Origin of the sequence: Alcanivorax sp. DP30 (assembly GCF_009882945.1) — a bacterium.
In the GTDB taxonomy this organism is placed as follows: domain Bacteria; phylum Pseudomonadota; class Gammaproteobacteria; order Pseudomonadales; family Alcanivoracaceae; genus Alcanivorax.
In genome coordinates this window covers 322510-337691 of the sequence record NZ_WTUY01000004.1, presented here as the reverse complement: position 1 = coordinate 337691, position 15182 = coordinate 322510, and the positions used below count along the sequence as shown (strand labels likewise).

The window sequence follows — 15182 nt, the reverse complement described above, 5'->3', positions numbered from 1 at the left end:
GCAATGTGGCGTATAATGGTCCCATGAGTCGTGAACGTTTCATCCAGTTGGACCCCGGCACAGGCCGCTCCCCGGTACCCGTCAATTACGTGCGGAACCTGGTTGAGCTGATTGGCGAGCTTGGTATTGATACCCGGCGCTTGCTCAATCGTGTGGGCCTGAGCAAGGACGAAGTCTATAACCCCGAACCGGCACTGCGCTTCGAGCAGTTCCGCAGGGTAATGGTGGGCGCGCGCGACATGACCGGTAATCCGGCCCTGGGCCTGAAGCTGGGCCAGCAACTGACGCTGACCGCCCATGGCCTGCTGGGCTATGCTGCCATCAGCAGCCCTGACCTGGGCGACGCCCTGCGTCTGCTGGAACGCTACTTCCGTACCCGTACTCGTCTGTGTGTGCCGCGTATCGAACCGGTGAGCACCGGGGTGCGTTTCTGTCTGATCGAAAGCATGCCGCTGGGCGATATTCGTGAGACCTACCTGGAAGTGGTGGTGGCGGCCGTGGTGGGGGGTATTCGTTACCTGCTGGGCGACCGTTTCCAGGGCGCCGTGCTGGAGCTCCCTTACGCAGCCCCGGAACATGCACACCTTTATGGCGAGCTGCTGGGCATGCCCGTGGAGTTCGGCGCTGAAGTGGCGGCGTTACGTTTGCCGACCCGCTTGCTCAACGAGCCCTTCACACTGTCCGACCCGGCGTCCCGGCAAATGGCCGCGCAGAAATGCGAGGAAGAATTGCAGCGCCTGGAAGCGGACCAGGACTGGGCCAGCCGGGTGCGTGCCCGTCTGATGCAGGCGGAAGGGATGTTGCCCAGCCTGGAACAGCTGGCCAGTAATTTCCACGTGACCTCCCGCACCCTGCGTCGCTATCTCAATGCGCTGGGCGTGAGTTACCGCTCACTGCTGGAAGAGGTGCGCATGACCAAGGCCATGGGTTATCTTCAGGCCAATATCACCGTCCAGCAGGTGGCCAACCGCCTGGGCTATGCCGACCCCAGCAACTTCGCCCGGGCCTTCCGCAAATGGACCGGGCACCCGCCCAGTCATTTCCAGCCGTAATAACACAAGCTACAAGCTGCAACGCGTGCAAGGCCTTGACTATCTGCAATGCCCTGCCCGCGAATCGTGAGTGAGGCGGTGCGCGGGCACGGCGTTCCAAATGATGAGGTCATACCCCGTGTTGCAGCTTGCAGCTTGTAGCTTGCCGCTCTCCCCATCTGGCATTCGCCGCCTTATAACGCTAGTGTTGCCCGCTCGACTTGGTAAAAACAGCACCCCATGAGCAACCACGAACCCGTCCTGCTGGTGTCCCGGCATAATCATCCCCGCGGCAGTTGCCAGCGTGGGCGTATGCAGCGCCAGCGGTTGATCCACCGTGCCTCCTATGTGGTGGTGCAGGATCTGGCCGGTCGTGTGTGCGTGCAGCAGCGGGCGGCGGACAAGCATTTCTATCCGGGGGGCTGGGACCTGGCCGCCGGCGGAGTGATGCGACCGGACGAGTCGGTGGCGCAGAGCCTGGGCCGAGAGTTGTTTGAGGAACTGGGTCTGCGTCGTCAGTTCAGTCGCTGGCAGTGGTTCTGGTTTGCCAACCCCCATCACCGGGTCTGGGGTGCATTGGCGTCGGTGCGGGTGTGCCCACAGGCGGTATCCCTGAGCGACGAGGTGGTGGCCATTGACTGGCTGCCGGCACAGCAGGCGCAGGCCCTGCCCGGGGCCACGCCGGACACTCGCCATGCCCTCTCCTTACTGCTGGCATCAGCGCGCTGAGCGTTTTCGTCCTTGTTCACCAGGCTTCTGCTGGGTAGGTTCTCTGCATCAAGAAGGAGAGCCTTATGACTCAGCGATTCAGTGTTGCCGGTAAGCGTATTCTGATCACCGGTGCCTCCAGCGGTTTTGGTGCCCACTTCGCCACCGCCCTGGCCGAAGAAGGCGCGGATGTGGTGCTGGCCGCCCGCCGTGTGGAAAAACTGGAAGATACAGCCGCCGCCGTGCGTGCCCTGGGCCGTGAAGCCACGGTGGTGCCCATGGACGTGAGCGATCACGCCAGCGTGGAAGCCGCCTTTGCTGACATGCCGCCGCTGGACGTGGTGGTGAACAACGCCGGCATTTCCCAGGAAGGTCCCACCGAGAACATCCCGGAAGACGAATGGGACCGGGTGGTGGACACCAATCTGAAAGGCGTTTGGGCCGTCTCCAAATTCGCTATCCAGCAATGGAAGCGCGATGGTCGCCCCGGCAGCATCGTCAATATTGCCTCCATCCTCGGCCTGCGAGTGGGTGGCCGGGTGGCCCCGTACACCGCGTCCAAGGCGGCGGTGGTACAGCTCACCAAATCCCTGGCGCTGGACTGCGCCCGTTACAACATTCGTTGCAACGCCATCTGCCCTGGCTATGTGGAAACCGACATCAATCGCGATTTCTTCAGCAGCCCGCAGGCCGAGAAGATGCTCAAGCGCATCCCCTACCGTCGCCTGGGACAGATTGACGAACTGGTGGGGCCGCTGCTTCTGCTGGCCTCGGATGCCTCGTCCTACATGAGCGGGGCCATCATCGCCGTTGACGGCGGTCACCTGTGCAACACGCTTTAATTGCCTGCTAACTGAATTCACCGAGGACAGATCATGGATTTTTCCCTGAGCCCGGAACTGGAAGACCTGCGTCAACGTGTGGCCGCGTTTGTTGAAGCCGAAATCATGCCGCTGGAAGGCGACAAGGCCAACTACGACGAGCACGAAAACTTCAAGGAAAGCGTGGTCGATGCACTGCGTGAAAAAGCGCGTGCGCAAGGGTTGTGGGGGTTCCAGCTGCCGAAAGAACGTGGTGGTCTGGACGTGGGTGTGGCTGGCATGGCGGTGCTTTACGAAGAAGCCGCCCGCAGTCCGTTCGGCCCGGTGGTGTTCAACTGTGCGCCGCCGGATGACGGCACCATGATCCTGCTTAACAAGATTCTCAACGACGAACAGAAAGCGCGCTGGCTGCAACCGCTCATCGACGGCAAGGTGCGTTCGGCCTTCGCCATGACTGAGCCCGAGGGTGGCTGTGGTTCCGATCCGTCCCTGACTTACACCACCGCCACCAAGGACGGTGACAACTGGATTATCAAGGGGCGCAAGTGGTTCATCACCGGTGCGGAAGGGGCGCAAACTTTTATCCTGATCGCCAAGACCAGCGATGACCCGCGCAAGGGCCTTACCGCTTTTCTTTTTGATGCCGACCAGCCCGGCTGGGAAGTCGTTCGCCGTATCCCGATCATGGGCCCGGAAGAGCACGGTGGTCACTGTGAGCTGAAGTTTGATGGTCTGGTGATTCCGGACGAGAACCGTCTGCTGGAAGTAGGCGACGGTTTGAAGGTTACCCAGATTCGTCTCGGCACTGCGCGTCTTACCCACTGCATGCGCTGGCTGGGGTTGGCCAAGCGTTGCATGGAAGAAGCCGCCGGCTACGTGGAAAACCGCATGAGCTTCGGCACCACCCTGGCCGAGCACGAAGGCGTGCAGTGGATGCTGGGCGATGTGGCCAAGGACATCGAAGTGGGGCGTCTGCTGACCATGCAGGCAGCGTGGATGCTGGACCAGGGCGACTTCGCCAAGAAGGAAATCTCCATGGCCAAGATCCACGTGGCCGACACCCTGCACAAGGCAGCGGATACCGCCATTCAGTTGTGCGGTGCCCGCGGTTACTCCAAGGATACTCTGCTGGAATGGATCTACCGTTATGCCCGTCAGGCCCGTCTGGTAGACGGCGCCAGCGAAGTGCACAAGATGGTGCTGTCTCGCTTCTACCTGAAAGAGAAGCGTGGCTTCTTCAAGTGGGGCGTATAGCTTCGCCACTGCGGCAACACGCGCCATGCAAAAAGCCCCGCATTCGCGGGGCTTTTTTGTTTCTGTAGGAGCGTCGCTGGCGGCGCGATAACCAGACGCGCCGTTATGGAATCGCGCCGCTAGCGACGCTCCTACGCAACTGGGGTGTTAGTTTCGCAGGTCGGAGATGCCAGAGGGAATCTCCGGTATGGGGTATGCAGTGGAGGGCATCAAGCATCCGACGTGCTGGCACGGCGCAGGTTTCTGGCTGGCGTTTCGCCAAAGCGGGCACGGTAGGCGCGGGAAAAATTGCTGACGTGACCATAGCCGACCCGGTCCGCCACGACCTTTACCGGATGCTCGCCGGTTTCCAGCAATCGCTGCGCCAATGTCATCCGCTCATGGCGAATGAAATCTGCGCAGGTCTGGTCGTGCTTGAGTTTGAAAATCTGGTCCAGCCGGTTTTCGGTGATCCCGGCCTGGTCTGCCAGAGTGGGAATGGAAAGGGGGGTGTCGAGGTGGTTACGTACCTGCTCCAGCACATCATGGTAAGCCTGCTCTTCCCAGAGTGGCAGCGTTTCGGTGTGGGGCGTTTCCCTCTGTCCTTCAAGCCCTTCCTGTCCTTCGATCATCTCTGCCAGAAACAAATTGGCAATGGCTTCCAGTTTTAATTCACGGCAAATGCCGTTGGCTTGTTGGGAAAACAGCCCGGAGGCCTGTTGGCGTAAACGGGAACTGGGCGCCTGGCCGCGAAGGTGGCAGCTGTCACCATAGGGGCCTTCAAATTCCTGCAGTATTGCTGGCAGGTTGCCGCCAAAGCGCTGACGAAGCGCGCTCAGGGTAGACGCCGCACCGATATGGCGAACAATTTGCCCTTTATACAGGCGAAAACGGGAACCGTGCTGATCAATTCGCATGAGCATGGCAGTTTCCGGGTTGAGGCTATAGCAGTCCCCGTTGGGACAGATTAGTTCCGATCGCCCCTGAATATGCAGGGCGCTGCCTACCCAGGGTTCCTCGAAGGCACCCTGCATCTGCAGAAAACAATCATCCAGTGTTTCGTATTCCAGACGAAAAAGAACAATGCCTGAGGGAAACGTCAAGCGTTCCATGCGGCCGCGCACGCCGGGGATCTCAAACTTTTCCCCGCCCGCCATGTTGAGGGTATGGATGCTACCCTGTGAGGAAACGGTGTCTTTAGTCCCCATGCGCTAGTGCCATGTTGTGTTGTTGAATTGTTGCAACCGGCGCTGTGCGCGGCTGACTTGTGATCGTTCAAACCGGGGTGGACAGAAAAATGATAAAAACCGGGAAAATGACACAAGTGAGAACTGGTTCACTGGATGATGGCTATCTACCCTACAGCGCAGTCACAAAAAAATTATGTCGGGGTGTGTCATGTCCTTGTTCCATCGGCGCCGTATTGGGGGGCGTTATTCTGTCCGTGGGGAGACGTTATCCGCGTTCGGCCCGGTGCTGGCCTTTCTACTGTTGTTGTCCGGGCAGGCCTTGGCAGCCCCGGATGGCGCCGATGGCACGGGCCATGACGGTGTAACCGGCGGGCGCGGTGAGGATGGAGGTGACGGCGGGCCGTTTGATGATGGGGGTAATGGTGGCAATGGCGTCAGCCTGGACTATCCCGATGGTGAGTTTACGGAAATTTCCAACACTCCCGGGATTGACGCTTTTATCACTGACCTGACTGCCCTGGCAGGCATAAACAATGGCGATCAGCTCAGCGTTACCGTGGATGGTAATACCACCATTGTCACCATCAACACCGGCGATACCCTGCAGGATTTGGCAGACGATATTCACCAGATAATCCGCCCCTACGGGATGGCCGCCGGCGCTTTCAACTTACCGGGTGATGGTGGTCAGCTGGTGATTAGTGGTGGCGACAATTTTCTGGAATTAGAGATTCGCAATGTCCTGGGGGCCCCGTTTTCGTCGGCAGGGATCAGGTTTGACAACCTGCCGGGAACACTGGGGGATGCCGCCCGCCCCTTCAGTCATGGTGGTGACGGCGGTGATGGCGGCGCTGGTTCTATCCTCAGTCCGGGGGATTACTACTTCACTTTTGATACCTCGGGTGGCAATGGCGGGGCGGGCGGTTTCTCGGATTACTTCTACGGTAACGGCGGTAACGGCGGCAACGGTGGTGCCGGATTGCGTATCACCTCCCCGGGGGATCGCTTCACCCTTTTTAACGGTGCGGAATTTCTTGGCGGGAACGGTGGCGACGGCGGCGCGGGCGGTGCAGAGGGTATTGGCGGCGATGGCGGTGATGGTGGCGCAGGCATTCAGGCCGACGCGAGTGCCGAAATCACCATCAGTGCCGGTGCGCTGGTTGCAGGCGGGGATGGGGGCCAGGGCGGAACCGGTGGCACGGCGGGCACCGATGGTATCGGCGGCTACGGTATCACCGGGTCCGATCTGGATGTGACCCTGGCAGGCACGGTGAACCCCGGGGCCAACCAGTCCACCGCCATTCACTTTGCCGGTGGCGACAACAGCCTGACTCTGGAAAGTGGCTACAGCCTGGGCGGCAATGTGCTGGCCAATGGCAGCAATGATGTGTTGGCGTTGGGCGGGGATGTTGACGGTAGCTTTTTTACGAGCGCTGTGGGAAGCACCTTTCAGGGTTTTGAAGGTTTTGAGAAAACCGGTGCCAGCACCTGGACGTTGACGGGCGCAAGCGCGCAGGACTGGTGGGTGCGGGAAGGAACACTGGGTGGTGAGCTGAGGACTCTTGGCGGGGATATCCGCAACGATGCCCATGTGCGAGTGATGGATACCCTGGGAGTATCAGATTACTTCGGCCAGATCAGTGGCAGTGGCGATGTGTCCTGGCAGGGAGGGCCGATCTTCGTCCGCAACCCGCAGACTTACACCGGGCTGACTCATATCCAGAATGGCATGGTGAACGTGTTTTCGGCCAATACCATTGCCGGTGACATCCTTCTGGATGCTGGCTCAGCATTAACCTACTTCTACAACAGTACGGGCCGGTATGACGGCAGGATTTCGGGTGGCGGAGAGGTCCGCCTGCTCGACAGCCGCATCATCTGGACGGCGGATCATGACTTTACGGGGACGACCTATATCTCTGGAAGCACTGACAAGTTGTTTCAGCTGACACTGGGAAACGGGGGTAATACCGGATCTATTATTGGGGACGTGGTCTTCAATGGTTCAGCAGCCAGTAACCTCATTATCAACCGGGGTAACGACTATGACTATGATGGCGTGATCTCCGGCAACGGTAATCTCTTTAAATTCGGTGACGGCAATTACTATCTATCGGCAGACCATGCCATTAACGGCGAGGGTCGTGTCTATGAAGGCGGGATGTTCGTAAACGGTGCCATGAACGGCCTGGCGATGTTTGTTCGTAACGGCGGCCTGCTGGGGGGTAGTGGTTCGCTGGGCAACACTGTCGTTCAGTCCGGCGGCACTTTGGCGCCGGGGGATGGCCTGGGCGCATTGACCATCAATGGCAACCTGACCCTGGAGCAGGGCAGCCTGCTGGATTTCCAGTTCGGTGCGCCCAGTGGTGATTTCGTGACGCCGGGTTCCAGCGATAGCGTTTCCGTCAACGGCGATCTGGCCATCAATGGCTCGACGCTGACGATCAACGATACCGGCAGCTTCGGCCCGGGCTTGTACCGTCTGTTTGATTACACCGGCACCCTTTCCGAAAGCAACGGTGGCCTGCAACTGGCCAACCCGGATCCGTCCTACGATCTGCAATACCTGGCCGGCGACAAGCAGATCAACTTGATTAATACCACCGGCACCACGCTCAATTTCTGGAACGCCAATGGTCTGGCCAGCGGCACCACCCAGGGCGGTGGCGACGGCACCTGGACGGCGACGAATCACGTCTGGACCGATGCCACTGGCTCCATCACCGGCCCCATGATTCCCAACCCCGGTTTTGCCATCTTCGCCGGCGATGCCGGTACGGTAACGGTGTCCGATGCGGATGGCGCAGTGGAAGCGCAAGGCATCCAGTTCGCCAGCGATGGCTATGTGCTCAGCGGCGATGCTCTGAACCTGACCGGCACGGAAGGGGAAATCCGCGTGGGCGATGGTAGCGCTGCCAGCAGCGGTTATGTGGCGACGATTGAGAATGACATCACCGCGACGAATGGATTGGTTAAAACCGGTGAGGGGACGCTGGTGCTGGCGGGCGTTTTGCCTCAGCCGCAGGACTGGTGGGTGCGGGAAGGCACGCTGCAGGGAAACCTCTATAAGCTGGGTGGCAATATTCTTAACGACGCTCATGTGTTGATTGCCGGTTACTCTGGTTCTCCTACTTATAAGGGGACAATCAGCGGTAGCGGCAGCGTTACCTGGGATTTAGGCGGCCCTACGAATTTGATCAACAAGCAAACCTACACCGGGCTGACCCATGTTCTGAATGGTGAACTTTATGGGGGGGCGGACACTTTTGCCGGGGACATCTTGATTGAATCCGGGGGGCAAATCGTTGCCACTGGAGGGGTGGCGCCGGTTCAATATGACGGGACAATTTCGGGAGATGGGATTTATGACATATCCGGTGCGAATGTGGTCTGGACGGGGGACCATACTGGTTTTACTGGGTTAACGTTACTTAATAATGGCGCGCACCTTACGCTGGGCATGGGGGGCAACACAGGCTCCATCGTGGGGGATGTGCTGTTTTCTGACACTTCCAGCACCCTGGAAATCAACCGCGCCAACGACTACCTCTACGACGGCGTGATCTCCGGCGCCGGCAATCTGATCAAGAACGGCGCCGGCAATTATATTCTCTCTGCTGATCACTCCATGACGGGCAATGCCTCGGTGAATGCCGGCGGCATGGTTGTGAACGGGGCCATGAATGGGGTGGCCTTTACCGTGAACGATGGCGGCTTGCTGGGCGGTAGTGGTTCGCTGGGCGATACCACGGTGCTGTCTGGTGGCACCCTGGCCGCGGGGAACTCCATTGGTGCCCTGACCATCAATGGCAACCTGACGTTCAACAGCGGCAGCCTGCTGGAACTGGAAGTGGACCCGACCAGCACCAGCAGTGATCTGATCACCGTGACGGGCCAGGCCAACCTGGCGGGTTCAGTACTGCATGTGGGCAACGATGGTGACTATCAGCCGTTCAGTACTTATACCTTCCTCAGCGCGGCCGGTGGCATCAATGGCCAGTTCGATGACGTGTCCTCCAACTATGCCTTCCTCGATCCGGCGCTGACCTACACCACCGATGCTGTGACCCTGGAGTTGCTGCGTAACGACCAGTCTTTTTCCAGTGTGGTGCTCACCGACAACCAGCGAGCGGTGGCCAACAATGTGGACGGCATGCCCAGTGCGCATCAGCTTTACCAGCGGGTGGTGAAGATGAGCGAAGCCGAAGCCGCCGAGGCATTCCGAACCTACAGTGGTGACAGCTTGTTGGCAGGCTTGAGCGCAGGGCAGCAGTTGCAGCAACGCTTTGCCATTGGCATGCGCCAGCGAGGTCGTAATGCCGGTGGTCATTCCGGTGGCGGTATGGATGCGCGTTTGTCCCGGGAATTGCAGGCGCTGGCGGCACCGTCGGATCCTTACGCGCAGGCAGCGGCAGACACACCGGTGTCCCGGGCGGCAGGCGAGCGTGGTGATGGCAAACGCAACGGCGTGTGGGTGCAGGCGCAGTCTTCCCGCTTCGAGGAAGATTCCCAGGATGATGTGGGCAATGCGGCCTTTACCTTCCGGGGTGATCAGCTGGCACTGGGTATGGATCGTCAGGGTGAGCAGTGGTTGCTGGGCATGGCCGCAGGCAGCGCCGACGGCGAGCTGGACTACGACAACCGTGACGCCAACGGCGAGGTGTCGTCCTGGTTTGCCGGGCTGTATGGCCGCTGGAGCAGCATGGGGGCCTGGTTCCTGCGCGGTGATGTGAGTTACGGCAGCAGCGATGTGTCCCAGCAGCGCATTGTCATGGGCGCGCCAGCGGAATCGGACAGCAGCGTGGATGCCCTGCGGGTGGCACTGGAATCCGGTTGGGATCTGGCCTGGGGCGAAACCGGGCTGCATCCCTACGCCATGGTCGCCATGACCCGCATCGAGCGGGATGGCTTCAGTGAATCCGGCGGCGGCATCGCCGCCCTGACCGTGGACGACAGTGAACTGAACAGTGGCGAAGCCTGGCTGGGGGCGGATCTGTCCCGCGCCCTGGTGGTGGGTAACGACTGGCTGGTGGCCGAAGGCGGCCTGGCGGTGGTGCAGCCGTTCGGGGATACCCAGGCCGAGCAGAGCGCGCGTTTCGACGGCGCCGCCCAGGGCTTCACCGTCTACGGCGCGGATCAGGATGACACGCAACTGGCAGCCAATGCCGGTGTGGAGTGGTTCATGAGCCCTGACTTTTCTCTTTGGCTTGGATACCGCGGGCGCTTTGGTGGGGATACCGAAAGCCACGGTGGGCTGCTCAGCGCCAACCTGACCTGGTAAGGACCGATGATGACAATCACGACGATGATCAAACGTACGGCGGTTGCCAGTCTGCTTGTCCTGGCAGGCTGCGCCACGCAGAGCACCAACACGGACGCGGACAACTGGCCGGGCTATCGTACCGACAGCGACGGCAATCTGCTCAAAACCGCAGAGGGTCGTTGCTGGCGAACTCCAAACTGGACCCCGGCCATGGCGGTGAAGGAGTGCGATGTGGCGATCACCGGGGTGGCGGAACCCGAGCCCGAAGATGCACCGCAGCTCGCGGAAGAAAGTGCTGAAGAAGCTGCCGAGGAAACGGTGGTGTTGCCCGCGCCGCTGACCATCGAGTTTGCCTTTGATTCAGCTTCTATCAGCGAGGCGCGGCAGAGGCATCTTGAAACCTGGTATCAGCAGGTGGCTCAACTGGACGGTGCCACGGTGGAGGTAAACGGTTACAGCGACCCGCTGGGGAATGCGAGATATAACCGTACCCTGGCACAGCAGCGTGCGGATGCGGTTGCGCAATGGTGGCAGCAACAGGGGGAGAGTGTCGCCGACCTTAGCGTTAAGGGCCACGGGCCAGACCACTCCGTGACGGGTAGTGCTTGTGCGTCCCTGCGTGGCGAGGCGCTCAAACAATGCCATCAGCAGGACCGGCGGGTGACGCTGAGAGTGACCGAAGTTTCTGATCCGTAACGAGTGGCCCGCTTCGCTATCACGGCATCTTAATGTTGTTGTGTGGGCTATCTGCGTCCTTCAGGGTATGCCTGCCAACGATCCTCGCGACAGCAAGGTTAAGGTATAGACGCGAGGTTCGAGTTTCGAGTTGCGAACGCCAACGCACAAGCTTCACGGGTTTTGCCTTTCGCAACTCGCTTCTCGCAACTCGAAACGGTTTTGTTTTCTCGCCCAGCCCCGGATCACCTGAAAACATGGATACATCACCCCTGCTGAATATTCTGCCGATAACTTAATGCTTCGCGCAGATGATCTCTTTCTACTTCTTCACTCTGTGCCAGGTCGGCGATGGTACGTGCGACACGGATACTGCGGTGCAAGGCGCGGGCGGATAACCCAAGACGGTTCATGACCCCGGCCAGCCAATCGCGGTGGGGGCGCAGGAGCGGTTCCAGATCATCCGGAGAAAGGTCCCGGTTTAGCGATCGTTGCCGTTGCCACTGCTGTTGCCAGGCCTGCAGTACACGCTGGCGCACCTGCGCGCTACTTTCTCCCTCTCTGTCTCCCAGCAGTTCGTGGGCGTCCACGGCGGGGACATCAAGATGCAGGTCGATGCGATCCAGTAAGGGGCCGGATAACTTTGCCTGATAGCGTTTGGCTTTTTCGCAGCGGTAGCCGCAGCTTTTTTCAGGATCGCCAAGGAAACCGCAGGGGCAGGGGTTCATGGCGGCGACCAGCTGGAAACGAGCCGGGAAGGTGAGCTGCTGGGCCGCACGGGCGATGCTCACCTCGCCGGTTTCCAGTGGCTCGCGCAACACTTCCAGCACGCGACGATCAAACTCCGGCAGCTCATCAAGAAACAGTATGCCGTGGTGAGCGAGAGATATTTCACCTGGCTTCGGGTAGCTGCCTCCACCCACCAGAGCGGTGGCGGAGGAGGTATGGTGCGGCGCCCGATAGGGACGCTGGTAGAACACCTGGCTGTCCCGGGGCTGTTTCAGGGAATGAATGGCGGCCACTTCCAGTGCCTGTTGGGTGCGCAACGAAGGAAGCAGCCCCGGCAGCCGTGAGGCCAGCATGCTTTTGCCTGCACCGGGCGGGCCGCATAGCAGCAGCGAGTGTCCGCCGGCGGCGGCGATTTCCAGAATCCGTTTGGCCGTGGCCTGGCCACGAATTTCGGAGAGGCAGCCCCCCTGAAATGGTAGATTGCGTGGCGGGTCGCTGGGGTGGGCGGTGAGAGGCGTCTGACCGGTGAGGTGTGCGGCGACGTCGCACAGCTGGCTGGCGGCCAGGGTTTCGGCCCCGGTGAGGCTGGCCTCGTCGGCGTTATCCCGCGCAACCATCAGGCTGCGTTTGCTGGCCTGACAGGCCAGGGCACAGGGCAGGATTCCGGAGACAGGGTTGAGAAGACCATTAAGGGAGAGTTCACCGGCGAACTCGAGATGATCCGTGTTGACCTTGCCCAGCTGGTTGCTGGCTATGAGGATGCCCAAGGCGATGGCCAGATCAAAACGCCCGCCGTCCTTGGGCAGATCAGCCGGGGCGAGGCTGACGGTGATGCGCCGCTGGGGGAATTCGAAACCGCTGTTGACCAGCGCCGAGCGAACCCGATCACGGCTTTCCCGCACGGCAGTGTCGCCCATGCCAACAATGGTAAAAGCCGGCAGGCCCGGCGCCAGATGGGTTTCCACTCGCACTTCTCTGGCCTCAATGCCCAACGGTGCGCGGCTGTACAGTAGAGCGTGTGTCACGGTCCCTCGCTTGATCAAAGCCACAGCAGGGGAGTGTAAGGGGGAGGGAAAGCAACGCGTGTGAGAAGTTGGCGGTGTTGGGTGTAGGAGATTGACTTTGTTAGCTACGGGCTACGGGCTACGGGCTACGGGCTACGGGCTACGAGTTGCGAAAATCAAGACACACCCAGGTTCATCTTGACGGTTTTGCCTTTCGCAACTCGTGACACGTCACTCGCATCTTTACCACATTCAGGCGTCGCCGCCCTTCTCCAGCTCTGCCACCTGCTTCTCCAGCGCCTCCAGCTTTTCGCGGGTGCGCATCAGCACTTGTTGCTGGATATCGAATTCTTCCCGGGTGATCAGATCCATGCGGCTGACGGTTTCTGCCAGCACGCTGCGTACGTTGCGTTCCACTTCACTGCGCAGGCTGCCCAGATCGGTGGGCAAACGGCGGCTGATGTCGGCCATCAGGCGGTCGATAAAAGGCTGGTCAGGCATGGTGGCTCCGCAATGATCAGATATGGGTTAGGGGGAGTACGGCTTCCTTGTAATCCGCGATGAATGGTAGCACGGTGTGTGACTTTGGGGCACGGTGCCAAGCTGGCATCAGCGTGCTGCACCAAACTGGAACCTGCCCCAAATCAGTGCGCTATAATGGCGCGCAGCCGTCGGTAGAAGTTATCGATGGAAGTTGTAACCCCTTGAAATTGCATGATTTTAAAAAACTGGCATGGGTCGTGCACTTATTGGGTCAGAGCGTTCGAGCAAGCTGTGGATCGGGAACCATAACGGGGCTCGAAGTGAAACGGACGTCACCGGACGCGGTGAAAGCTGAGGAGAATGAAATGAAATTGGTTACTGCCGTAATTAAGCCGTTCAAACTGGATGACGTGCGTGAAGCACTCTCCGAGATCGGCGTGCAAGGCATCACCGTTACCGAGGTGAAAGGCTTTGGACGCCAGAAAGGTCACACCGAGCTGTACCGGGGTGCCGAGTACGTGGTGGATTTCCTGCCGAAGGTAAAAATCGAGGTGGCCATTGCCGAGTCCTCTCTGGACCAGGTGATTGAAGCCATCGCGAAAGCCGCTAACACCGGCAAGATTGGTGACGGCAAGATCTTCGTTACCTCCCTTGAGCAGGCCATTCGTATCCGTACCGGTGAGACCGGCGAGGACGCGATTTAAGTTTTACCGTGTTTTGAAATCGACCCATGCCAGGGTTTTGAAAAGACACGCTTCCATTTCCGGAGGGTTGCATTGTGGAAAACCAAATTTTTGAACTGAAGTATGCGCTGGATACGTTTTATTTCCTCGTAAGTGGCGCGCTAGTAATGTGGATGGCAGCTGGCTTCGCCATGCTGGAAGCGGGCCTTGTCCGCGCCAAAAACACCACTGAAATTCTTACCAAGAACGTGGCGTTGTTCGCCATTGCCTGCATCATGTACATGGTTTGCGGTTACGCCATCATGTATGACGGTTCACTCTTCCTCTCCGGCATTGTTGCTGACGGGGTTGCCGGTGCAGAAGAAGCGGCGACGTATGCGCCTTCCGCTGACTTCTTCTTCCAGGTTGTGTTCGTGGCCACTGCCATGTCCATCGTATCTGGTGCCGTTGCCGAGCGTATGAAGCTGTGGGCGTTCCTGATCTTCGCAGTCTTCATGACAGGCGTTATCTATCCGCTGGAAGGTTCCTGGACCTGGAACGGTGCTGATGTGTTCGGCATGTACAACCTGGGTGACCTGGGCTTCTCTGACTTCGCCGGTTCCGGCATCGTACACATGGCAGGTGCTGCTGCTGCACTGGCAGGTGTTCTGCTGCTGGGTGCCCGTAAAGGCAAGTACGGTCCCAACGGTGAAGTACACGCTATCCCGGGTTCCAACCTGCCTCTGGCCGCGCTGGGTACCTTCATCCTGTGGCTGGGCTGGTTCGGCTTCAACGGTGGTTCCGTACTGGCCACGTCCTCTGTGGCTGACTCCAATGCCGTAGCGGTTGTGTTCATGAACACCAATGCTGCTGCTGCCGGTGGTGCCATTGCTGCCCTGATCGTTGGCCGCATCCTGTTCGGCAAGGCGGATCTGACCATGCTGCTGAACGGTGCGCTGGCTGGCCTGGTGGCTATCACTGCCGAACCGTCTACGCCGACTGCCCTGCAGGCAACTCTGTTCGGTGCGCTGGGTGGTGTGCTGGTGGTATTCAGCATCCTGACCCTGGACAAGCTGAAAATCGACGATCCGGTGGGTGCTATCTCTGTCCACGGTGTGGTTGGTTTCCTGGGTCTGATGCTGGTGCCGATCACCAACCCGCTGACTGACGACGGTGGTGCCAGCTTCACTGGCCAGCTGATCGGTGCTGTTACCATCTTCGTATGGGTGTTCGTTGCCAGCCTGGTAGTCTGGGGCATCCTGAAAGCGGTAATGGGTATCCGCGTTAGCGAAGAAGAAGAGTACGAGGGTATGGATATCGCAGACTGCGGTATGGAAGCCTACCCGGAGTTCGTGAAGGGTTAATTCACCTCACGGTACACTT

The 15182-nt window shown here is 59.6% G+C and carries 11 protein-coding genes; 8 read left to right on the top strand and 3 right to left on the bottom strand.

Translation table 11 applies throughout. The features are described from left to right. Positions 1-23 precede the first annotated feature (23 nt). The 4 genes from GQF00_RS07830 (at position 24) to GQF00_RS07815 (ending at position 3814) form a co-directional block, all read left to right on the top strand. The gene (locus GQF00_RS07830; RefSeq protein ID WP_161318612.1) at positions 24-1052 is read left to right on the top strand and encodes an AraC family transcriptional regulator; all 1029 of its coding nucleotides are present in this window, start codon (positions 24-26) and stop codon (positions 1050-1052) included. 219 nt (positions 1053-1271) lie between these two features. Beyond that, positions 1272-1760 carry an NUDIX hydrolase gene (locus GQF00_RS07825; RefSeq protein WP_161318611.1) on the top strand — a complete coding sequence of 163 codons (489 nt, stop codon included), beginning with the start codon at positions 1272-1274 and terminating at the stop codon, positions 1758-1760. Positions 1761-1825: 65 nt separating this feature from the next. Beyond that, positions 1826-2581, top strand: a complete 756-nt coding sequence (locus GQF00_RS07820; RefSeq protein ID WP_161318610.1) for an SDR family NAD(P)-dependent oxidoreductase — start codon at positions 1826-1828, stop codon at positions 2579-2581. Between the two features lie 33 nt (positions 2582-2614). Continuing rightward, a complete protein-coding gene (locus GQF00_RS07815) occupies positions 2615-3814 on the top strand; it encodes an acyl-CoA dehydrogenase family protein (protein ID WP_161318609.1) in 1200 nt (399 codons plus the stop codon). A gap of 209 nt (positions 3815-4023) precedes the next feature. Here the strand turns inward: GQF00_RS07815 and GQF00_RS07810 are convergent, their stop codons facing one another. Beyond that, positions 4024-5001, bottom strand: a complete 978-nt coding sequence (locus tag GQF00_RS07810) for an AraC family transcriptional regulator (RefSeq protein WP_161318608.1) — start codon at positions 4999-5001, stop codon at positions 4024-4026. Positions 5002-5191: 190 nt separating this feature from the next. Between GQF00_RS07810 and GQF00_RS07805 the strand changes: the two genes are divergently transcribed. Both GQF00_RS07805 and GQF00_RS07800 read left to right on the top strand, forming a co-directional pair. Continuing rightward, positions 5192-10264 (top strand): autotransporter outer membrane beta-barrel domain-containing protein, encoded by a 5073-nt coding sequence (locus tag GQF00_RS07805; protein WP_161318607.1) that lies wholly within the window; start codon positions 5192-5194, stop codon positions 10262-10264. Between the two features lie 9 nt (positions 10265-10273). Beyond that, positions 10274-10942, top strand: coding sequence for an OmpA family protein (locus tag GQF00_RS07800; RefSeq protein ID WP_237440437.1), 669 nt, complete (start codon positions 10274-10276; stop codon positions 10940-10942). Positions 10943-11187: 245 nt separating this feature from the next. Here GQF00_RS07800 and GQF00_RS07795 read toward each other — a convergent pair whose 3' ends face one another. Both GQF00_RS07795 and GQF00_RS07790 read right to left on the bottom strand, forming a co-directional pair. After that, positions 11188-12675: a YifB family Mg chelatase-like AAA ATPase gene (locus tag GQF00_RS07795; protein WP_161318606.1), complete on the bottom strand. Its 1488-nt coding sequence runs from the start codon at positions 12673-12675 to the stop codon at positions 11188-11190. A gap of 231 nt (positions 12676-12906) precedes the next feature. Beyond that, on the bottom strand, positions 12907-13155 hold the full coding sequence (locus tag GQF00_RS07790) for an accessory factor UbiK family protein (protein ID WP_161318605.1): 249 nt from the start codon (positions 13153-13155) through the stop codon (positions 12907-12909). Positions 13156-13502: 347 nt separating this feature from the next. Between GQF00_RS07790 and glnK the strand changes: the two genes are divergently transcribed. Further along, entirely contained in the window at positions 13503-13841 is a 339-nt protein-coding gene (glnK, locus tag GQF00_RS07785) for a P-II family nitrogen regulator (RefSeq protein WP_008930504.1), read from the top strand. Between the two features lie 74 nt (positions 13842-13915). After that, positions 13916-15163 (top strand): ammonium transporter, encoded by a 1248-nt coding sequence (locus tag GQF00_RS07780; RefSeq protein WP_161318604.1) that lies wholly within the window; start codon positions 13916-13918, stop codon positions 15161-15163. Positions 15164-15182 lie beyond the last annotated feature (19 nt).

Bases quoted from the DNA above. Each gene is read 5' to 3' on its own strand.
- GQF00_RS07830 (WP_161318612.1), top strand. From the start codon at position 24: ATGAGTCGTGAACGTTTCATCCAGTTGGACCCCGGCACAGGCCGCTCC.
- GQF00_RS07825 (WP_161318611.1), top strand. From the start codon at position 1,272: ATGAGCAACCACGAACCCGTCCTGCTGGTGTCCCGGCATAATCATCCC.
- GQF00_RS07820 (WP_161318610.1), top strand. From the start codon at position 1,826: ATGACTCAGCGATTCAGTGTTGCCGGTAAGCGTATTCTGATCACCGGT.
- GQF00_RS07815 (WP_161318609.1), top strand. From the start codon at position 2,615: ATGGATTTTTCCCTGAGCCCGGAACTGGAAGACCTGCGTCAACGTGTG.
- GQF00_RS07810 (WP_161318608.1), bottom strand. From the start codon at position 5,001: ATGGGGACTAAAGACACCGTTTCCTCACAGGGTAGCATCCATACCCTC.
- GQF00_RS07805 (WP_161318607.1), top strand. From the start codon at position 5,192: ATGTCCTTGTTCCATCGGCGCCGTATTGGGGGGCGTTATTCTGTCCGT.
- GQF00_RS07800 (WP_237440437.1), top strand. From the start codon at position 10,274: ATGACAATCACGACGATGATCAAACGTACGGCGGTTGCCAGTCTGCTT.
- GQF00_RS07790 (WP_161318605.1), bottom strand. From the start codon at position 13,155: ATGCCTGACCAGCCTTTTATCGACCGCCTGATGGCCGACATCAGCCGC.
- glnK (WP_008930504.1), top strand. From the start codon at position 13,503: ATGAAATTGGTTACTGCCGTAATTAAGCCGTTCAAACTGGATGACGTG.